15 protein-coding genes are annotated in these 20999 nt (G+C 44.6%); 8 read left to right on the top strand and 7 right to left on the bottom strand.

All coding sequences use genetic code 11. The annotated features are described in order from the left end of the window. Positions 1-44 precede the first annotated feature (44 nt). From QUA03_RS12880 to QUA03_RS12860, 5 genes are all read left to right on the top strand, one after another. A complete protein-coding gene (locus QUA03_RS12880; RefSeq protein ID WP_333212603.1) occupies positions 45-1184 on the top strand; it encodes a serpin family protein in 1140 nt (379 codons plus the stop codon). 131 nt (positions 1185-1315) lie between these two features. Then, complete coding sequence (locus tag QUA03_RS12875; protein ID WP_333212601.1) at positions 1316-2518, top strand: glycoside hydrolase family 10 protein; 1203 nt, start codon at positions 1316-1318, stop codon at positions 2516-2518. 14 nt (positions 2519-2532) lie between these two features. Beyond that, positions 2533-3210: a TIGR02117 family protein gene (locus QUA03_RS12870; RefSeq protein WP_333212599.1), complete on the top strand. Its 678-nt coding sequence runs from the start codon at positions 2533-2535 to the stop codon at positions 3208-3210. Between the two features lie 137 nt (positions 3211-3347). Next, positions 3348-4121, top strand: a complete 774-nt coding sequence (hisA, locus tag QUA03_RS12865) for a 1-(5-phosphoribosyl)-5-[(5-phosphoribosylamino)methylideneamino]imidazole-4-carboxamide isomerase (RefSeq protein ID WP_333212597.1) — start codon at positions 3348-3350, stop codon at positions 4119-4121. A gap of 147 nt (positions 4122-4268) precedes the next feature. Next, a complete protein-coding gene (locus QUA03_RS12860) occupies positions 4269-5678 on the top strand; it encodes a cation:proton antiporter (protein WP_333212595.1) in 1410 nt (469 codons plus the stop codon). A gap of 255 nt (positions 5679-5933) precedes the next feature. Here QUA03_RS12860 and QUA03_RS12855 read toward each other — a convergent pair whose 3' ends face one another. The 6 genes from QUA03_RS12855 to QUA03_RS12830 all read right to left on the bottom strand — a co-directional run bounded on the left by QUA03_RS12855 (position 5934) and on the right by QUA03_RS12830 (position 16837). Further along, on the bottom strand, positions 5934-8765 hold the full coding sequence (locus QUA03_RS12855; protein ID WP_333212593.1) for a PAS domain S-box protein: 2832 nt from the start codon (positions 8763-8765) through the stop codon (positions 5934-5936). A gap of 41 nt (positions 8766-8806) precedes the next feature. Next, the gene (locus QUA03_RS12850) at positions 8807-9880 is read right to left on the bottom strand and encodes a BMP family protein (RefSeq protein WP_333212592.1); all 1074 of its coding nucleotides are present in this window, start codon (positions 9878-9880) and stop codon (positions 8807-8809) included. A 263-nt stretch (positions 9881-10143) separates the two neighbouring features. Beyond that, positions 10144-12318 carry a glutamine synthetase III gene (locus tag QUA03_RS12845; protein WP_333212590.1) on the bottom strand — a complete coding sequence of 725 codons (2175 nt, stop codon included), beginning with the start codon at positions 12316-12318 and terminating at the stop codon, positions 10144-10146. 935 nt (positions 12319-13253) lie between these two features. Continuing rightward, a complete protein-coding gene (locus QUA03_RS12840; RefSeq protein ID WP_333212588.1) occupies positions 13254-14528 on the bottom strand; it encodes an alpha/beta hydrolase in 1275 nt (424 codons plus the stop codon). Positions 14529-14886: 358 nt separating this feature from the next. Continuing rightward, positions 14887-15546, bottom strand: coding sequence for a hypothetical protein (locus QUA03_RS12835; protein WP_333212586.1), 660 nt, complete (start codon positions 15544-15546; stop codon positions 14887-14889). 4 nt (positions 15547-15550) lie between these two features. Next, the gene (locus tag QUA03_RS12830) at positions 15551-16837 is read right to left on the bottom strand and encodes an AAA family ATPase (RefSeq protein ID WP_333212584.1); all 1287 of its coding nucleotides are present in this window, start codon (positions 16835-16837) and stop codon (positions 15551-15553) included. Between the two features lie 554 nt (positions 16838-17391). Here QUA03_RS12830 and QUA03_RS12825 point away from each other — a divergent pair. Next, on the top strand, positions 17392-19170 hold the full coding sequence (locus QUA03_RS12825; RefSeq protein ID WP_333212583.1) for an SWIM zinc finger family protein: 1779 nt from the start codon (positions 17392-17394) through the stop codon (positions 19168-19170). Between the two features lie 57 nt (positions 19171-19227). Here the strand turns inward: QUA03_RS12825 and QUA03_RS12820 are convergent, their stop codons facing one another. After that, complete coding sequence (locus QUA03_RS12820) at positions 19228-19839, bottom strand: 2OG-Fe(II) oxygenase (RefSeq protein ID WP_015176299.1); 612 nt, start codon at positions 19837-19839, stop codon at positions 19228-19230. A 152-nt stretch (positions 19840-19991) separates the two neighbouring features. On the opposite strand from QUA03_RS12820, the gene QUA03_RS12815 reads away from it, so the two are divergent. Both QUA03_RS12815 and QUA03_RS12810 read left to right on the top strand, forming a co-directional pair. Next, positions 19992-20312 (top strand): hypothetical protein, encoded by a 321-nt coding sequence (locus QUA03_RS12815; protein WP_333212581.1) that lies wholly within the window; start codon positions 19992-19994, stop codon positions 20310-20312. 176 nt (positions 20313-20488) lie between these two features. Next, positions 20489-20848, top strand: a complete 360-nt coding sequence (locus QUA03_RS12810; protein ID WP_333212579.1) for a group 1 truncated hemoglobin — start codon at positions 20489-20491, stop codon at positions 20846-20848. Positions 20849-20999: the final 151 nt, after the last annotated feature.

The following is a 20999-nucleotide window of genomic DNA, read 5'->3' as shown; positions in this document are numbered from 1 at the left end:
ACGCCATCTACCTCCCACATCCCAATCACTCAGAAGCTATAGCCATGACACCCCCTAACAACCAGATAAATGTAGACGCCAGACTTGTTGCAGCTAATACCAAATTTGGTTTTAACTTGTTCAACACCCTCACCAAACAACAGCCGAATCAAAATATCTTTATTTCCCCTACTTCTGTCGCCCTCGCACTGTCAATGACATACAACGGAGTCAGCGGAGAAACCAAACAAGAAATGACAAAAGCTCTCGAATTAACGAAAATGAGTCCAAAAGCAATCAACGCAGCCAATCACAATTTGCAAAAGAGTTTACAAAAAGATGCCCCCAAAGTTCAAGTATCAATTGCCAACGCGCTTTTTGTCAGACAAGGCTTCTCATTAAAACCCGAATTTTTGCAAATAAATCAACAATACTACCAAGCCATTATTACCGAAATAGACTTTGAAAGTCCGCAAGAAGCTCTCAGCATCATTAACAACTGGGTGAGCGAAAAAACTCACGGAAAAATTGATAAAATAGTCACTAAAATCAACCCTAATACACTTTTATTTTTGATTAACGCCATCTATTTCAAAGGAAACTGGGAAACGCCCTTTGATAAATCTCAAACTGCCAACAAAACTTTTTATTTAACAGACAGCAGTTCCAAAGAGCATCCAATGATGTCCCAGATGGGCTCTTATCGGTGCTACGAAACAGAAACTTTTCAAGCAGTCAGTTTACCTTACGGCAAAAAAGGCGCTCTGAGTATGTATATTTTCTTGCCAAACTCCAATACCAATTTGGCAACTTTCTCGCAGCAATTAACACCCGAAAACTGGAATAAATGGATGCAAGAATTTAGAGTTAAAAGTGGAATGATTGAAATACCGCGCTTCAAAATGGAGTATGAGGTTCAACTGAAAGACACACTTATAGCTTTGGGAATGGCCGAATTTTTCGGTGGATTGAAAACAGACTTTTCCCCGATGACTGATAGCCAAGTAGCAGTAGAATCGGTAAAACACAAAACATTTGTCGAAGTTAACGAAGAAGGTACAGAAGCAGCAGCCGTGACTGTAATTGAGATGACGAGATCTATGCCGGTTTTTCAAATGAATGTAAACCGTCCATTCTTTTGTGCTATTCGAGACAATACTACAGGAACAATATTATTTATGGGTATCATCGTTGACCCCCAATAATATCAAAAATAGTAGGTGCATCAGGAAGTGTTTGAGTGACTTTTAATAAAATAACCCTAGCTGGCGCACCCTAGCAAGCTAATTATACGGTAAAATATCAATCTAAAAATAATCCTATTTGCGACAAATTGATGATTAAATTGCACAAATGGCAGCGGATACTGGCTTTAATAGTTGTTTTTACGATCGCCCTTACCTCCTCCGCGATTTTATCCCCCCGTCTCTTGGCTCAAACCCCGCCCACCACCCCAACAACCGAAGTGCGCGGCGTCTGGCTGACGAACATTGACAGCGACGTTATCTTCTCTCGCAACAACATCATTGACGCTGTAAATCGACTCGATAAACTCAATTTTAATACCATCTATCCCACGGTTTGGCAAGGAGGCTATACGCTTTATCCCAGCGCTGCAGCCGAACGAGTATTCGGACAGTCGATCGACCCCTCGCCTGGATTGAAAGACCGAGACATCCTCAAAGAAATCATAGCACAATCCCACCAAAAAGGTATAGCAGTAATCCCCTGGTTTGAGTTTGGTTTCATGGCTCCCGCCGAATCGGAATTAGCCACACTTCACCCAGACTGGCTGGCGCAGCGGCGCGACGGTTCAACTATTTGGAAAGAAGGCAAACATGATCGAGTTTGGCTGAATCCCTTTCATCCCGAAGTACAGCAATTTATCTCAGATTTAATCCTAGAAATTGTCGATAATTATGATATAGATGGCATTCAATTTGACGATCATTTCGGCTTGCCAGTAGAATTTGGCTACGAGCCGTTAACAGTGTCAATGTATCAGGAACAAATCAAAAGCCCTCCCTCCGACGACCCCCGCGAAACCTTCTGGGTGCGCTGGCGGGCGGACAAAATTAACGAGTTCGTGGGGCGAGTTTCCCGCGCCATCAAATCCCGCAAAGAAAAATGTATTGTCAGCTTATCTCCGAACCCTTTCCACTTTTCTTTACCCGCCCACTTGCAGGACTGGTTTACCTGGGAAAGACGCGGCTACATCCAAGAAATTGTGTTGCAGGTTTATCGCAGCGATATCAAGCGTTTTAGTGCCGAACTGGAACGGGAAGAAGTTAAATTAGCTAAACTTAACATTCCAACTGCGATCGGCATTTTGACAGGCCTTAAAAATAATTCCGTTCCCCTCAAACAAATTCAAGAACAAGTGCAAGAAGTGCGAAAAAGAGATTTCGCTGGCGTGTCGTTCTTTTTCTACGAAAGTTTGTCGAATTGGGCTAGCGAAACCCCCGAACAGCGCAATTATGCCTTGCAAGAATTCTTTCCCACAAAGATGCAGCGCCCGCCATCCGAAGCCAGAATTTGAAACCCAGGGTTAAAATGAGAAAAAGCATACAGCGCTTAGGAATTGTCATCTTATTTTTGACCGCTTTCCTAACAATTGGCTATTTCACTCCCAGAAAGTGGGGAAATTACTCGCAAGCAGATTGCACAATTTCTCTATACATTTCCAACCAAGGCATTCACACCGAAATCATCGTTCCAGTTAAAAATGAATATTTTGACTGGAATCAATTTTTACCGCTAAGAGAAATAGGGCGGGATGCCAATTATGATTATAAATATTTGTCTTTGGGCTGGGGAGATCGAGCTTTTATGCTCGAAACTCCCACATCAGGAAGTATCAACCCAGTTACAGCTTTCAAAGCCCTATTTCTCCTTACTCCGTCTACCCTACACGTTCAAAGTTATCGGGTTGTCCCCCAAAATATAGAAACCAAATGTGTTAAACTCAGTGGAAAAAATTATCTGATGCTGGTAAATTTTATTAAAAATTCATTCCAATTAGACGCAGCAGGTAAGAAAATGAAAATTAGCTACGGCTACGGTAACAGTGACAGTTTTTATGAAGCAAAAGGCAGTTACTATATTTTGAGAACTTGCAACGACTGGACGGCCGAAGCTTTGCAAAAAGCCGAGGTCAATACTCCTTTATGGTCAACGCTTTCTTCGGCGATTATGTTTCATCTTAATAGCGGTTGCGAATGTCACAAATAAATGGTAGTAGGCAATCGTAAGACTCTCTTTACTTTAGGTTGTTAAATTTATAATGAATGATTATGTATGGGTGGGAATATTGCCTAAAGTTGCATTCTTTTTTTTAGCTGGTATAATTAGCAATTTGAGGAAAAATTATGAACGTAATTCCAGCGATCGACTTATTGGATGGAAAATGCGTCAGATTGTATCAGGGAGACTACGCGAAGTCTCAAACTTTTAACGACAACCCTGTCGAAGTCGCCAGACAGTGGGTAAATGAAGGCGCGACAATGCTGCATTTAGTAGACCTCGATGGCGCTAAAGCCGGTCATCCAGTCAACCAAGCCGCCATTGAAGCGATCGTCCGATCAGTAGACGTTCCCTGTCAAGTAGGTGGCGGAATGCGCGATCGCACTTCTGTTGCTGCTATCCTCAATTTAGGCGTCCGCCGCGTCATTCTCGGCACTGTCGCCGTCGAACAACCGCAATTAGTCGGCGAATTGTGCGCCGAATTTCCCGATCAAATTCTGGTTGGAATCGATGCCAGAAATGGTAAAGTTGCCACTAGAGGCTGGCTAGAAACTTCGGAAGTTTTAGCAACTGAATTGGCGCAAAAAATGGCCGAGTTAGGGGCGGCTGAAATTATATACACCGACATTCACCGCGACGGTACTATGGAAGGGCCGAATTTGGAATCTTTGCGCGAAATTGCTAACGCTATTTCGATTCCGGTGATTGCTTCCGGTGGCGTTAGTTCGATCGCCGATTTGTTGAGTTTGCTGGCTTTGGAACCAATTGGTGTCAAAAGTGCGATCGTCGGTAGGGCAATTTATACCGGCGATATCTTGCTAAAAGAAGCAATTCAAGCAGTCGGACAAGGGCGGTGGCAGGATGTACCGCCAGATTTGGGTTCTTCGAGTTTTGCTTGATAATCATGTCGAGTTAACTGGCTACCCAATATGTAACAGTTATCAATTTTCCGACTCACACTCAACAGTCATTAGTCATTAGTCATTAGTCAACAGTCAACAATCAACAGTCACCGTAGAATCGTATTTCTTACCATCATCGTAACCATGTTTTTGAACCATACAATTACAGCTTTAAGTTCTGGGATGGCATCCCTAGTTGCTCCCATACCTTTGTTAGCAACAGTCGAGGCAGAAAATTCGCCGATCGTCCTCAGCGGAGTTTTGCTCACTTTAGTAGTGATTTATGTCGCCAGTAAATTAGGCGCGGAAGTGGCTAAAAAGTTCGATTTGCCGCCGGTTTTGGGTGAACTTGTAGCAGGGGTAATTGTTGGCGTATCTGCTTTACACCTGGTCATTTTTCCCGAAGCAGGGCTGTCAGCATCAGACTCAGGGATTATGACAGTTGTGCAATCGATTAATCATCTGTCTCCTGCCGCCCTCACCAGTGTGTTTGAATCGCAGAGTGAAGTCATTTCAGTGCTAGCTGAATTGGGCGTAATTATTCTGCTGTTTGAAATTGGCTTAGAGTCGGATATCAGACAACTCAAGGAGGTGGGGGCTCAAGCTGTCGTTGTCGCTTGTGTGGGCGTGGCAGTTCCCTTTGCTGCCGGTACTGCGGGTTTGATGATCATTTTCCACACGGCGGCGATTCCGGCGATTTTTGCGGGGGCTGCTTTGACAGCAACCAGCATCGGAATTACCTCCAAAGTTTTGTCGGAATTAGGACAACTCAAATCTAAAGAAGGTCAAATCATTGTTGGTGCAGCGGTGATTGATGATGTGCTAGGAATTATTGTCCTAGCTGTTGTCGCCAGTTTAGCCAAAACTGGTGAGATTGATGTTGTTAATGTCATCTATTTGATTGTCAGTGCAACTGCCTTTCTGCTCGGTTCGATTCTATTGGGCGGCATCTTCAACAAAAGCTTCACTGCGGTCGTGGAAAAACTCAAAACTCGCGGCAATATAGTCATCCCGGCATTTATCTTTGCTTTCTTCATGGCTTTTCTGGGCAACGCAATTCATCTCGAAGCGATTTTGGGTGCGTTTGCGGCTGGTTTGGTGTTGGATGAAAGCGATGCCCGCAACGAGTTGGATGAACTGGTGAAACCCATCGCGGATTTCCTGGTTCCCATCTTTTTTGTAACCGTGGGAGCTCGGGCGGATTTGGGGGTTTTGAACCCAACAGTGCCGGATAATCGGGCTGGTCTTTTGATTGCCGTATTTTTGATTGTGGTTGCGATTTTGGGCAAGCTGGTGACTGGTTGGGTGGTGTTTGGTCTGCCTGGAATCAATCGATTGGCGATCGGAGTGGGGATGATTCCTCGGGGCGAAGTCGGGTTAGTGTTTGCCGGCATCGGTTCCGCGAGTGGGGTTTTGGATAAACCCTTAGAAGTCTCGATTATTATCATGGTGATTCTAACAACATTTTTGGCTCCGCCTTTTCTGCGGGTTGCCTTTGGGGATACGGTAGAGCCTCCTGCTAGTGGCGAACCTTCTAGCGAGCAAATCGTTTGATTAGCGGGTGATATTAAGCCTGTGTTGAGGCGGTTGGGGGCGATCGGCTGGTCTTGAACCACTTTCCGGCGATCGTCTCCATTGTTACTCATATCAATTCCCGTTGCACCGGAATGATATAACAGCCCTCTTAAAACCCACAATGCCGTTCATAAAACCTTCACGAAACCTGTTCGATAAACTATCCCAGTGCGATTTGTAGCTAGCTTCATAGGCGTCTATCATCAGAAACGCTATATATAAATGCGATCGCAATTATTTACCCACGAGTGCTACAGCACCGCTTTGCAACACAGGAATTTCAATTACGAACTCTGCTCCTTGATGGGGTTGAGAGAAGCACTGGAGCAAGCCACCGTGCTTATCAACTACAATTTGATAGCTAATGGATAGCCCTAATCCAGTTCCTTTACCAATTGGTTGGGTGGTGAAGAAGGGATTGAACACCTGTTGTCTAACAGTTTCCGTCATCCCCGGTCCATTGTCTTGAACTTGAATCACCACGTTTTTAGAATAACCGCGCTGAGCTTCGTTTGTGATGAGCTTAGTCCGAATAGTGATGCAACTGGGATTCTTTTGAATGTCTTTTAGAGAACGCTGATTGTCGTAGTTTTCTAAAGCATCGATCGCATTTGCCAGAATATTCATAAAGACTTGGTTCAACTGTCCGGCATAGCACTCTACTAGCGGTAAGTCGCCGTACTCCTTGACAATTTCAATAGCAGGATGATTCGGTTTTGCCTTCAGTCGATTTTGCAAAATCATCAATGTGCTGTCAATTCCCTCGTGGATATCAACAGGCTTCATGTCTGCCTCATCCAGCCGTGAGAAGTTTCTTAGAGACAGGACAATTTGACGAATGCGATCGGCTCCTACTTTCATTGAACTCAGCATTTTGGGTAAATCTTCACTAATGTAGTCCAGGTCGAACTCTTCAATTTTTTCCTGAATTTCGGTATTAGTTGGATAGGTTTGCTGGTAAAGCTGAATCAACTTTAGTAAATTTTGCGTGTAGTCGGCAGTATGGCTCAGGTTGCCATAGATAAAGTTGACTGGATTATTAATTTCGTGAGCCACACCAGCAACCAGTTGCCCCAAACCTGACATTTTCTCTGCCTGAATAAGCTGTGCCTGAGTTTGCTGCAAGGTTTTGAGTGCAACCTCAGCTTCCTCTTTTGCTTGCCTTAATGCAGCTTCGGCTTGCTTGCGCTCAGTAATATCCAGTGCCAAGGATGCAACTCCAATAATATTTCCACCATCCCCTACTAAAGGCGTATTGAACCATTCGCAAATAATGATTTTGCCGTTTTTTGTAAAATTTTCATTGACGCTGTAGATTCCTTGGCTCTGCATCAACAACTCGTTCATAATTTGATCGACGACCTTTCGGGCAGATGCAGGCACAATTAATTCTGCGGGATGGTGTCCGATCGCCTCTGTAGCCGTGTAACCAAAAATCTGCTCTGCCGCTGGATTCCAAGCAGTGACTTTAAAGTTTAAATCCCATTCCACCACTGCTAGTGCAGTTTGGCGGAATAGAAAAGATAGCCGCTGTTCCGACGCTTTGAGTTCCTCTTCTGCCTGTTTCCGTTGAGTAATGTCAATGCCTGTTTTGATGATGTACTCAATTTGACCTTGATCATCGACTAAAGCAGTATCTGACCAGGCAATGAGTCTAAGTTGTTGATCTTTACTCACCCAACTGCCTTCATACTGCTGGGGAAAATTACCAGATTGTAAAGACTCAAAAGTAGTTTTGGCTTGTCTAGCTAAGTCTGAGTTCGGGAACAAGTCCCAAATGTAGCGCCCTTTCACTTCACTAAACGAGTAATGAGTCGTTTGTTCGCAAGCTCGGTTAAAGCGAACGATTTGTCCCTGCGGGTCGAGCACAACTACCAGGGCACCTGCAATTTCAAGAATAGCTGAAACAAAATTGCGTTCGACTTCAACTGCTTTAATCAGTTCCTCTAACTGGGTTGCCATATTGTTAAAGGCGATCGCCAATGTCCCCAATTCGTTTTGGCTGTCGATGTTGACCCGCGTCTCTAATTGCCCCGCACTGAGTTCCGTAGCTGCTGTAGTTAAGCGCTGTAGCGGCACCACAATTTGCCGAATAAATAGATACCCAATGCCAACAGCGACGATCGTCACCAGCGTCAATGAGCCTCCCATAATTGAGAGCATTTGGTAAACGGGAGCATACGCCTCAGCCGTTGGCAGTTCTACAACCACATTCCAATTCACGCTCCGAACTAAGGCACTGGCTCCCAATACTTCTACCTGCTTTAGACCCTGATAAACATTAAGGTGCTTAGTATCCTCGGATGCTTTCAAAAATTGAAAAAAGGGACGCTTTGAAATATCTTGAATTTGAAACGTTTCTGGCTTACTACCCTTTTGAGCAATGAGAAAATTACGCTCATCAACTACATAGACATAACCTGTATTGCCAACATCTGTTTGGGAAACAATAAACCAGAGAAAGTTGAGATTTACCTCGGCTAATAGCACCCCATCCACTTCATCTCGCTCATTCCGAATCGGAACTGCCAGAATGGTGGTTGGTTGGTGATTTGTAGGATTAATTTCTACAGGACTGACATAATCTTCCTGTTGTTTAAAGGCACGAATAAACAGTGGCGACTTGGCTGGATTTTCTAATTTAAGCGGTTTATAGGGTGAAACTGATGCAACAACTTTTCCCTTCCGGTTCAAAATGGCAACGGCTTCATAAGCATCATTATGACGAATCAACCCTTCCAACAGGCTCTGCTGCGCTTGAGGTTGAAAGTTGGTGAGTCCTTTGACCCTAGCTAAATAGCTCAGTTTTCGTTTCAAGTCATCTAGATAATTATCAATCTGCCCTCCTGCTGTCTGGCTACGCGCTTGTTGGAGCGATCGCGATTGCTGGATCTGCGCCTGAAAGCTGAGGTAGATCAGCAAGCCACCTGTGGGCAGTAAGCTCAGAAGAACCAAAAATATCAAACCATAGCGGAGCTGATTTGCAATAGAAAAGAAGCGTTGCCAGGGATGAGAACGAGAGCTTCTGGCGATCGGCAGAGCGCGATCGTTGCGTTGATTTTTCATCGGACTATTGATCAATATTGGTAAATCAATTAATGCGCGCACTAAGGAGAAACATCTATTTGGCCAGTCGTCACAGCATCTCGGATGGTCTTGAAAGTCTCCTCTTCCTGAGACGTGAGACTACCACGGAAAGGGGCAAAGTCGTAGATCTTTTCCTTGAGCCCAAACTTGTAAAGTTTTCCTTCCCAGCGACCTTGCTGGGTTAACACTGCCACATTTAGCACCAGATTGGGAATGTCCTGCAGAACGCTAGTTAGGACTTTGCCGGGAGCCAGTTCGTACTGATCCTTGGCCCAACCAATCACAAGGACTCCTGGCTTTTGCGTAACGGCTTTTAGCGCGGCTAATCCTGCCTCATCCGCGTTGATTGTCAAAACATCTACTCCAGAGGCAACCATATCCGTTGCAACTTTGGTGGCTTGCTCCGTATCAATCCAACTGTTGAGAAAAGCTGTCGAGGCTTGAACAGAGGGATTCGTTGCCTTCACTCCGCGCCTAAACAAGGCTTCTTCTTCTTTGTAAACCGGATAAGGTGCACCCACAATATAGCCAACTTTATTGCTTTTAGTCTTCATGGCAGCCAAAGCGCCTGTGAGGTAGCCCACCTCACCCGATCGAAAGGCAACAGCCCCCAAATTTTGGTTATTCCCTGGATAGGTTGTAACCAGGGCAAATTTCGTTCGCGGAAATTCTTTAGCAACCTTTTCGGCAGCTTTGATATAGCCACCACTGGCTGCAATTACCAGGTCATAGCCTGACTGGGCATATTTGCGAAGGGCAGCTTCACTATCTTCACCGTCAAGGCCAGTAAAGTCTACCTGAGCATTAAATTTATCTTTGATTAGGTTTAACCCTTCAAAGCAGGCTTGAGCCCAACTGTTGTTGTCTTTGGAGCCTGTGACGACCAATGCCACTCTAAAGCTGCTAGAGGTACTTGCTTCAGGGGAAGAGTTTACGTTCGGAGTTGATCGACTGCAACTGATCGCAAAAAATAGAGCTAGAGCCACCAGAGTCATTTGTTTGAAAAGAGATTGAATCCGCATAATAGCTTTTCGCAGCAATATTACTTTTTCTACGCCGATAAATTTGTTGAAGGGTATCTCAACAATCTTCACAACTCTTACTGTAGCTGGGATTTAATGACTCTGGCCGATTCAGCGTACCACTCATTTAACCTCAAAAACAAGTAAGGACACCGCACTGCCGTGTCCTTACAACTCTAACCTGCAATTAATCGAATTTGTTTGCTCTTAGGATCGCGAATTAAATAACTTACAATTTTAATTGTTATTGTGGGATGGGCGTCCCGCCCGTCCTTTTTGGACGGGCGGAACGCCCATCCCACTTTCAAGAGTGGAAGTTATCTCATTCTCATTCCTTACTTAACAAACAGCATTTCTTGATAAGTAGGCAGCGGCCACAAATCGTCAGCCACTTCACCTTCCAGAGCATCCGCATACTGGCGAACCTCATCCATCAAAGGACGAATTGTTTGCGAAGCATATTGCATATGGTCTTCTGTCGAAGCAAAATCGTGCTTGCTCAAAGCAGCACTCAATTTGCTGGCAGTATCAATCATGGACTTAACCAGCACCGCTACTTTTTCGGCACTTTCCTTTTCCAGTTCAATCCCAATCTCTTTCAATTTAGAAATCGTTCCAGAAACTTCAGCTAAATACCTCAAAGCTGCGGGGTAAATAATGGTTTTGGCCATGCTTATTACCAGTTTTGCTTCGACTTCAATTGCCAGCAAATACTGCTCAGCATAAACATCGTAACGGCTTTCCAATTCAACTGGAGTCAGAACACCTGTCTTTTCAAACAAGTCTTCAATGTATCCTTCCTTCAACACGGGTAAAGCATCTGCCGTAGTCCGCAAGTTAGCTAAACCCCGTTCCTCAACGGCCATTTTGTGCCATTTTTCGGAATAGCCGTCGCCACCAAATACAACAGCACCGTGCTCGTCCATCACTTCTTTGAGAATGGTTTGGATGGCAGCATTCAGTTCAGTTCCGTTAGCCAAATCGCTTTCTAATTTGTTAGCAATCCAGTCCAAAGAATCTGCAAGAATTGTATTCATCGCCACCAGCGGCCCGGAAACAGACTGACCGGAACCTACTGCACGGAATTCAAACCGGTTTCCAGTAAAGGCAAAGGGCGAAGTCCGGTTTCTGTCTCCAGCATCCTTCATGAAAGTAGGCAGTGTTTCTACACCTAAGTTCATAATTCCCCGACCTTTAGAATCCTTAACTTCTCCTCGGCTAATTTGCCCGAAGATATCTTCTAATTGCGAACCCAAATAGACAGAGATAATTGCTGGTGGAGCCTCATTTGCACCCAATCGGTGGTCGTTGCTGGCAGTAGCAACTACCGCGCGCAATAGCGGCCCGTATTTGTGAACTCCGCGAATCACAGCGCCGCAGAACACTAGAAATTGTATGTTCGAGTGCGGTGTATCGCCGGGGTCTAATAAGTTTCCTTGGGTGGCATTGCCGACCGACCAGTTGACGTGTTTGCCAGAACCGTTAATGCCGGCGAAAGGCTTCTCGTGCAGCAAACACATAAAACCGTGTTTCTTCGCAGTGTTGCGGAGAATTGTCATGGTTAATTGTTGGTGGTCGCTGGCGACGTTTGCAGCTTCAAAAACTGGTGCAATTTCAAACTGACCGGGAGCTACTTCGTTGTGGCGGGTTTTGGCAGGAATTCCCAGCCGGTACATTCTTTCTTCTACTTCCTGCATGAAGACTTGAACGCGCTCTGGAATCGCTCCAAAATAGTGGTCGTCAAATTGCTGACCTTTGGCAGGAGGTTTGCCAAACAGGGTGCGACCTGCTAGCAGTAAATCGGGGCGGTTGTTGGTGAAATTGGCATCTACCAGGAAGTATTCTTGTTCGGAACCGCAACTGGAATTTACCGGAGCAACTTCGGTATTGCCTAATAGCTTTAACACTCGAGTTGCTGCTTTGTTCATGGCGGCAATCGAACGCAACAGCGGCGTTTTCTTGTCTAAGGCTTCACCTGTCCAGGAGATGAAAACAGTGGGAATGCACAATGTCATGCCGTTGTCTGTTTCCATGACATAAGCAGGGCTGGTGACATCCCAGGCTGTATATCCGCGAGCGGCGGCGGTGGAACGGATGCCGCCGTTGGGGAATGAGGAGCCATCGGGTTCGCCTTGTACGAGAACTTTGCCTGCAAATTCTGAGATGACGGAACCGTCGCCTTGCACTGAGATGAAACCGTCGTGCTTTTCGGCGGTACCGTTGGTTAGCGGGTAGAATACGTGGGCGTAGTAGAGGGCTCCTTTGGAAATAGCCCAATCTTTCATTGCTACTGCAACTACATCAGCTACGGAAGCATCGAGTTTTTGGCCGGTTTGAACGGTGTTTTTTACTGATTTGAAAATGCTTTTGGGCAGACTTTCTTGCATCTTGCTCAGAGTAAAAACGTCTGTTGCCCACATATCTTCTAGCCGCTTGGGAGGCCGACCAGGCATCAGTTTGCGGTTGACGATTTGAGAAATTGCTTGAACGCGCGATTCGTTTCCACTCATGGTTATTTTTATTGGTATTGCGGGACGAGTAGTTGAAAAAAAATAGATGTTAGCAAAAGTCTAACGATTGACGAATATGTTGAATTTACCTCACATTTTGCACTATTCTCAATAAGTCTGGGATGGGCGGGTTCTCCTGCCCAACCCCTACTCCCCACAAGAAAAATCACTCTTTGTGGAATAGGCATGAAAGCCTGTTCTTGATCATGGTGCAACATCTGAGATTTACCCAACGTTTTTAGTCAAAGCTAACTTTTGGGAGAATGCCTTTTTTGGCAGGCTCGAAAAGATTGGAGGAGCGAGGCTCAATCACTTCGCCGTCCATCGGGTGTGACAATCCAGTGTGAGATGCGGTTGGATTTCGGTTATTAGCAAGAAGATAGATGGCAAGAGCCTGTACAAACTTGAGTCAACATTATAGATGTCTGCACTGCACAAATTTAGTAATTAATCTTCACCCTGGTCAGCTCAAAAATTTTGTGCGAATCAATTCCGATGAATTCAGGTCAAAACTACTTATGGTTTTTAACGGTTCGACGATCGATAAATCGCAGTCCAGCAAACAACGCACTCGTTTAGGAGTTTTGGAGAATTATGGAGAGTACACAATCTACACTTGGAGAGTTTAAACAATCATTAACCAAATAAATGTATTGTAGGCTACAGAATTTTATGTTTTTTTCAGAAAGGTCGATCGCACCGATCGCACACAACCGCAGGATTTCAGTTTAACAGGGCATGGGGCATGGGGCATGGGGCATGGGGCATGGGGCATACCTCATCACGCGATCGAACCGCTATATGATAAATAAAGTCTTGCAACTCTTCTCAAAGTTGGTGCGACAATTTGCCTGAGAAATCTTTAGGAGATTTGGGAACTTATTAAACTGTTATAGCCGCAGTTTATTGAGCATAAATGAATAAGTTGGTAATTTTTAGTTAACTCGTTGGTAATCCGAAGACTTCAGAGCATGAGCCAAAAAGCGTTCTGTGTAGTACAAAGCTAATTGATTGCTCGGCCCATTAAAAACTGCATCAAAAGCGTGTTCAGCCCAAGGAATTTCGAGCAAAATAGCCCGTGAAGCGAAGCTATCCCGTAGGGAATCGCCCGTGGCTCGCAATCGTTCGTAGAGCGATCGACCAAACTTGGGCTGAACGATATGGTCGCGACCTGCATAAACCAGTAGAGAAGGGGGAAGATTCGGTTTAATATAATTGATGGGAGAAGCCCGACGGTAAAGCTCATTGAGTTCGTCTGGCGTTCCTCCCAGAAAGGCACGCAAGACGGCTCGAACATTTATGGCATCAGGAAAAGGTGGGTCATTGTATCCGCGGATCAGGTCATTTGGCCCGTAATAGTTGACCACTGCTCGAACAGGAAGTATACTAGAATCATAAGCAGTTAGCATTGCTAAATGGGCACCTGCCGACCTTCCCATAATAGCAATTCGATCGAGATCGATTTCCCAATCAGCAGCATGAGTTTTGATATAAGAAAGAGCGGCTTGTACGTCCTCAAGCTGAGCAGGAAATCGATACTTGGGAGCGTGGCGATAATCAATTGCAACCACACAATAGCCTTGGCCTGCCATATAGCGGCTGAATTCTTCATTGGCATCGGGATTGCCTCTCTGCCAAGCTCCCCCGTAGAGTGTGATAATCGCCGGATATTTGCCAATTTGCATCGGCCGATAAAGGTTTAGTTGCAGTGAAACTCCGTCAGGGTTGGCAAATTCAATAGCCCGATCGATCCTAACCTCTCTGAGGGGAATTCCTCGGAACGCATCTGCGAGGATAAACGGTTGAGGGCGTAGCTGCGCGCGATCGGCTTGAGGAAGGGCTGCTAAATAGTTTTCCCCTAAAACTGCTTGCATTTGGGTAGCTACCGCTGCATTGGCTGCTGGGAACTGAATCAGGGGTAGCAGGCCAAGGATTAGGGCGAACAGGTTACAAAGTGACAAAATAATGTAGACTTTGCCTTGATGCCGTCTGAGCAGGTTCAGCAGAAGGGCGATCGTATTGATACCGACCAACCAAGGACTGATTTCTGGTGCTCCCACCGCCAAAGGGTACAGGAACATCGTGGGTGCTGGTACGATGACCCAGAGACTGAGAAATAGGGCGATCGCACTCAGGAACCAAGAAATAAATGGCGAGATTAAGAATGCTGCCAATAAGGGTAACTTTTTGCGGTTCTTCTTGTGGATCATCGGATTTTCGCAGCCTAATTTTTAATCAGTTTAAATTAATCTGGCCGTTTTTATTGGTAAGTCGATCGCCTCTGGTATTTTACCCAACCAGCAGCTTCATTGACTCCGACATCCTGCGTCGGTTGAAAATGCTTTGCATCGTTCTATTTTCATTTTTGGGGTTGTTCGCTGTTTCTGGAAATCTTAAGTTGAGGTTGTCCCGCTAAACTAGCTGTATGGGTTTTTACTCATCAAAAGTCTGGCTATTATTCCGATTTTGGTAGTTAGACAGGACTTAGGCACGGGTGTCTATAAACCGGTTTTTTTACGAGTCTACTTCGTTGCACTAGGCGATTGCCAATAAAAAAACCCGGTTTCTTTACTGACTCGTTAAGTCTCGAAGTTTATCTCGAAAATAACAGAAGCTTGGTGACAAATTATTATCTACGTCCATGAGGGGAGGAATCTTGTTAGCCCAGTTTGTTTTCTCTAAACCAATTGCTTGCCCACCTTGTTTAGATAATTTTTGTTTGCCACCGGAAAACACCGCATCAGCTAACTTCTCCCAAGTCCCACAGATACTATCATTGGTGTAAGAATTTAGGACTACTTCTTTTGCTCTCGGATAAGCTGCCTTAACTGCTGCTAAATCGCCTAGATACCATGCTTCTCCTTCTTCAATTGCTATGCAAAATTGCGTCTTTGGCGGAGGATTACACTTATCTACAATATCTAGTAGTTCTCTGCGAAACGTACTGAGGCATCGGTCATCAAGGTCGCAAATTACAATGAGGACAGCAGGGTAATCAGGAGGATATTGAGAGAATGTTTGGCCGATGCCTTGAATAAGTCGCGGAAGCTGGTCGAGCAGAATTCGTTTATTGGCTTCAGAAGCAGATTTTAAACCTTTAGGAATATGCCCAACTCCTTTGTAAGGATGGATCTTAAATGTGTGTTGTTCGGTGCTAATAATCTTTGGTATAAGAATTTCAAGAGCAGTTTTTCCAGAAATATCCTCGACAAGTATCTCAAAGTGCATTTATTCACCTTTTATCTAGATAATCGCTGTACCAAAGTCCGCCAAGGGGCAATCCTTCAGAAACAAGGTTATTAATGAGAGAATCTTCGCTAGCTCGTCTGATTGTAGAAAAACCATCCTCGCCCTTTTCAAGTACCCAAACCTCTTCAGGTTCAAGAGCATCTACAAAATAGGGTTGATGTGTTGTAACAAATACTTGCGATCTACTTCTTCGAGCTTTAGCGTGTTCTCGAAATTCTTGGGCTAGAGTTTCTAAAAGCTTATGGTAAAGTCCGTTTTCTGGTTCTTCAATGCACAAAAATGGCGGTGGTGAGGGGTCTTCTAAAAGAAGGAGATAGGCAAATACCTTCAGTGTTCCGTCTGACATTTGTTGAGCATAAAACGGTTCTTGAAAACCTCGATCGTTGAACTGCAGCAGAAGTCTACCGTCTGGACTTTTTGTGGTGCTAATCTTTTCCACCCCTGGAATCTTACTAGATATTTTTTGCAGAATTGATTGGAATTTCTTAGGATGCTCTCTCTCCATAAATTGAACCACATTTCCTAGATTATTTCCATGAATATTCAAATGTTTTTGTGGCCCAGCCAGAGGTAAGCTACGGGCAGCGTCTGGTGTGAAATAGCTGAGATACCATCCTTCGATAAATCTACGAAATGCGGAAATTCTTGGGTGTTGTTTGAGCGCTCCCAAAGTAGCAATTCCCAATTTTCGCTTGTCGTCTAGTTCAACGATTTCCGTTTCATTACTTTCTTCTAATATCCCACCTGTTTGAATTTTTTTTATTAAATTAGTTACATCAAATTTCCCTCCATCTTCATCAAAGCCTTCTGCTTCACCTTTCCATGCTAAACCCTTACCTTCATTTAAAATTAAAAAAGAAAAAGGTTGTCCTTTGAGTTGGTTTTCTCTCCGTTGTCTAAGTCTTTCTTTTTTTACATATGGTCTTTGAGAAGAGTCAAGGTCTATTGCCAAGTCATAGGTGATTGGTCGAGCGTTACGATCCTCTTTATAGTAAATCTGAAACTCAACACTTCCCTTTTGTCCTTGCGAGCGAATTCTCTCGAAACCTCCCCGCCCACGGGAATCACAGGCTTCTTCGACTCCCCCTTTTAAGCAGTCTGCAAGAAAGCCAAAAGTGTCGAAAAGCGTGCTTTTCCCAACACCATTTTTACCGATAACGGCTGTCATTGCCGTTAGCGGGTTGGCATTTTGCGTATTCCACAGCTTGCCCATAGTAATATCACGCAGCGAGCGGTAATTTATTACCCTAAATCCTTCTATTTTTGCCACTTAAGTTCCTCTGCTCCATTAGGAATGTTATAAGTTACTCTAACCATATAACAATTCAGTAACTCTAACATTATACTTGATTTTACTTATTGGCTAGCATCTGCCCAAGCGCATTGAGGCACGTTCCAACTGGCCAGCACTAGCAAAACACTGCAAACTAACTGCCTGAATCGATATCCGCTTGTCTGTTTTTGTTTCGTCATGTACGTTATGGAAGATTTTGTAAAAATCAGCGTAACATTTCTCTAACCCTACCCATTTAAAAACGATGCCAGCACTACTAATTTCTCCCAAACTCCTTAGTTTTTTTCTAGGTATTTTAGAGTATAGCGATCGCTAACTAGGTAGGTGCAAATAAACTTTACAATGTCACAGAATGTAAAGCTATCATAACAAGAGCGATTGCTTCGTTAAGCTACAAACGTTCTCAGTGCTTGCTTTACAGATTTTTGAAATTTATGGAAACCTCAAATCGGAACGCAATTAAATTGTAGACCAAGTGTATTTATCAGGTAAAATCGAGTCTAATCCTTTAATTTCTGAGGCATAGTCTCATGCCCATTCCCAAACTCAGTGAAACAACGATCGAGCTTCACACCTCTGCCCAATCCCTCAAGCGGGGTGAAGCTTACTATTTAGCTGGCAATGTTACTAGGGCAGTCCGGCGTGGCAATATGGTGCAAGCAGTAGTGGAGGGTTCCGAAGTAGAACCCTACCGTGTTACCCTGCCCTTTGATGATGCCGGATTAGCCTCTACATTATTCTGCACTTGTCCTTACGATAACGGTGGGTGGTGTAAACACATTGTTGCGACGTTGTTATTGTGTCTGCGGCAACCAGAAATAATTGAGCAGGGCCCGACACTGGAACAATTGCTCGATCGCCTTAACGATGTACAAACCCAGCAATTAATACAGCATTTAGTAAAACAAGAACCATCACTCATTGATGCGATCGAACAATACATTAACTTAAGTGCTATTCCTGCACCTTCAAACCAACCTACCAAAGCACCGCGCCACACCTCCATCGATCCTGCTCCTTTTCGATATCAAGTACGACGAATTTTGCGAGAGGCTGTGAGGTATTTGGAGGATGGATGGGAGGAAGACCCGATTACAGAAGAACTTTTAGATGTAATTCAGCGAGCCCAGGAATTCAGCGCACAGGGGGATGGCAACAATGCCTTAGTAATTTTAGAAGCCATCACCACAGCCTGCGTTGAAGATTGGAATGATGTAGAAGAATTTGGCGCTGACAATTCTGAGATAGCTAACGCTTTGAATGAAGCTTGGACAGAAGCCATTTTGACGGCTCAACTAACTACTGAAGAAGAGATCGATCTCCAGGTGATGTTAGAAGCTTGGCAAGATGAATGGGATTGTGATTTCAGTATGAGCTTGGAAGCTTTACGCCAAGGTTGGGATGACCCCCTACTCCAACAGGTACTTGAAGGAAACATTACTGGACAAGGAGTTTGGGCTGGTGACGCACCAGACTGTGCTCGCGACTTAGCATTGATTCGCTTGCAAATCCTCGATCGCCAGGAACGCGATCGAGAATACCTATACTTAGCCCAAGCAGAAGGTTGTACTCAACAATACTTGACGATGTTAACTCGTTTGGGGAGAGTAGAAGAAGCAGTGGAAGCTGCTGCTACCCAGATGCAATCAGCGGAAGAGGCTTTGGCTCTCGTTCAAACTTTAAAACAACAGGGAGCCTTAGAACAAGCTCTGAAAATTTGTCAAGCTGGGTTAAATTTGTCAGGTCATTGCCATTACCAACTGGCAATATCGATGAGTGAGCTGGCTGTTGAGTTGGGCGAAGACGAACTTGCGTTAAATGCTAGAATCGAGATATTTAAAATCAAACCGTCTTTTAGAGATTATAGTTTAGTGAAGGAGTTAGCAAGAGATAGTTGGTCAACTTTGAAACCAGATTTGTTAGCAACTCTGAAAAGTAAGGAAAGTTGGAATTTTTCTGACGCGAAGGTTGATATCTTTCTGGATGAGGGAATGATTGAAGATGCGATCGCCCTTGCTAATGGCTTGAGTTATTACGACTCAGCACTTATTCACCGAGTAATGGGGGCTGCTATCAGCCACAGCCCCGATTGGGTAATCACCAATGCTTGTCGGCGTGCTGCATCGATTATGGATCAGGGGAAATCAAGCGAGTACAATCTGGCGATTAAGTGGTTGGAAAAAGCCCGCGCTGCCTATTTACACACTGGGCAAAATCTTCAGTGGTCTACTTATCGTTCTCAACTGATGCAAGTACACAGTCGGAAGCGGAAGTTGATGGAAATGCTCAAAAGTCCCGATTTAGATTGAGCCTTAAGTTTACCGTAAACCCAAGTGAAAGCGACTCAACCCCGGATCGAATAAACCTTACTTAATTTTTGCTTTCACGGCCCTAGACTCCACTGTGAATCCTGGAATATCTTGCAATTCTGTTTCGCTCAAACTGTACTGTTCACAAACCAAACTCAAACGAGTTCCGGTACTTTTAACAGCGTTGACAGAGTGAGTCAAATCTCCTTGAAAATAGATCAGCGAGTTGGCTTGGGGCTTAATCTGCCCGACTTGCTGTTTGTTGCGCCGCAGTATCAACTCTCCCCCTTGCAAGTTCGGCGGTACTTGTACGTATAAAACGCTGACGGCTGCGGGAGGTTCAACTGTTTTGCAGTACGATCGCAAAGATCGATCGATATGCGGATCGACGCGGGAACCTTCACCCAGCAACAAAGGGTTGAGGTAAAAAGCATTGCATTCAGGCTGTAATGCTTGGTCTAGATAGGGTTTAAACAAGGGGAAGCGCCGTTCTACTTCGGCGATTTCCGAACGTTGAAACACCACGGAAAACCCTTTTGTGCCAATGAAATCGCGATTGAGGTTGTTGATTGCTAGATAAGGGGAGGCTAGAATTGCTCCTCGCAAGTCGTTGAGGTAGTCGATCGAGAAAGCGTTAGGATGTTGGCTATAGTATTTCAAGGCACTCAAAAATCATCAAAGTTTAAGGAAACAGCAGATAGAAATGCAGCAATCGCTCAGACTTGGGATTGCTTCGTTTCTCGCGGAGGACATAATAATCTTGATTTCAGTCCGCGTACTTAAGTCAAAGGTTTTTCTTAACTGCGGGCGATCGCCCGGAAGTGTCGCAACCGACTAGCAACTGCCAAATATTACTATACAGGCGATCGACTTTCGCCGCTCGTCGTTGCGATTCGATTATATTTGCAATTCAATTATACATGATGCCGCTGGGCAGCCGATCGCCCATTTATTTTAACTTGTGGAATTGCAGAGGCGATCGCGGAAATTGCGATCGCATTCGGCCTCTGTTTTCTCACCGATTTATTGAGTTTGCTAGCTGGAAAACAGATGCGTATTGGGGCTTTGTCGCAAACATCTTGCTAAAACCAGCAATCCGTGCATTAGGTCAAAATGCTGGGAGGGCGATCGACAATATCTAACTGGCGATCGAACGTTAATAAAGTTGACAAATAGAGGGTAGTCTACAAAATACCAGCAGTCCCAATAGTTACTAAATAATTATTTCAGATTAAATTAATATTTCACAGAGCGGAAAAAAGCAAAGCTGCCAGCTATAATTAAAGAGTGAGTAAAAAAAATAACTTTCTGAAACGATATGCCAACAACATTGTACGAAAAAATGGGTGGAGAACCAGCCATTAAAGAAATGGTAGATGATTTTTACCGCGATGTTTTGGCTGACGAGATAGTGAGCCACTTCTTCGATCATACAGATATGGAGAAGCAGCGCCACCATCAAACTGCTTTTATCTCTTATGCCCTCGGCGGCTCCGAGCAATACTCAGGCCGTTCAATGGAGAAAGCACACGCAGGTTTGAATTTACAGCCTGAACACTTTGATGCAATTGTGAAGCATTTGACCGATGCAATCGTTACCCACGGCGCATCCCAAGAGGATCTCGAAGCAGCGCTAGCTAAGGTAGCGACTTTGAAAGAAGCTGTTTTGTACAAGTAAAATCGAGTGAAGGCAAGAGGGTTTTTCCAGCCACTAGAATAGTGAAGAAAGTGGAGATTTCGTAAGGGTGAAGCGAAAGATCCACTTTGTTTTTTGCCGGATATAATGAACCCCGAAGAGGCGAAGGAAGTAGCCTGTAGGGTGCGTCATT

It is taken from the genome of Microcoleus sp. S36b_A4 (assembly GCF_036700645.1).
Classification (GTDB): domain Bacteria; phylum Cyanobacteriota; class Cyanobacteriia; order Cyanobacteriales; family Microcoleaceae; genus Microcoleus.
The sequence above is the reverse complement of the archived record's forward strand: the minus strand, read 5'-3'. Positions and strand labels throughout refer to the sequence as shown.

Bases quoted from the DNA above. Each gene is read 5' to 3' on its own strand.
- QUA03_RS12825 (WP_333212583.1), top strand. From the start codon at position 17,392: ATGCCCATTCCCAAACTCAGTGAAACAACGATCGAGCTTCACACCTCT.
- QUA03_RS12880 (WP_333212603.1), top strand. From the start codon at position 45: ATGACACCCCCTAACAACCAGATAAATGTAGACGCCAGACTTGTTGCA.
- QUA03_RS12840 (WP_333212588.1), bottom strand. From the start codon at position 14,528: ATGATCCACAAGAAGAACCGCAAAAAGTTACCCTTATTGGCAGCATTC.
- hisA (WP_333212597.1), top strand. From the start codon at position 3,348: ATGAACGTAATTCCAGCGATCGACTTATTGGATGGAAAATGCGTCAGA.
- QUA03_RS12810 (WP_333212579.1), top strand. From the start codon at position 20,489: ATGCCAACAACATTGTACGAAAAAATGGGTGGAGAACCAGCCATTAAA.
- QUA03_RS12855 (WP_333212593.1), bottom strand. From the start codon at position 8,765: ATGAAAAATCAACGCAACGATCGCGCTCTGCCGATCGCCAGAAGCTCT.
- QUA03_RS12845 (WP_333212590.1), bottom strand. From the start codon at position 12,318: ATGAGTGGAAACGAATCGCGCGTTCAAGCAATTTCTCAAATCGTCAAC.
- QUA03_RS12870 (WP_333212599.1), top strand. From the start codon at position 2,533: ATGAGAAAAAGCATACAGCGCTTAGGAATTGTCATCTTATTTTTGACC.
- QUA03_RS12835 (WP_333212586.1), bottom strand. From the start codon at position 15,546: ATGCACTTTGAGATACTTGTCGAGGATATTTCTGGAAAAACTGCTCTT.
- QUA03_RS12875 (WP_333212601.1), top strand. From the start codon at position 1,316: ATGATTAAATTGCACAAATGGCAGCGGATACTGGCTTTAATAGTTGTT.
- QUA03_RS12860 (WP_333212595.1), top strand. From the start codon at position 4,269: ATGTTTTTGAACCATACAATTACAGCTTTAAGTTCTGGGATGGCATCC.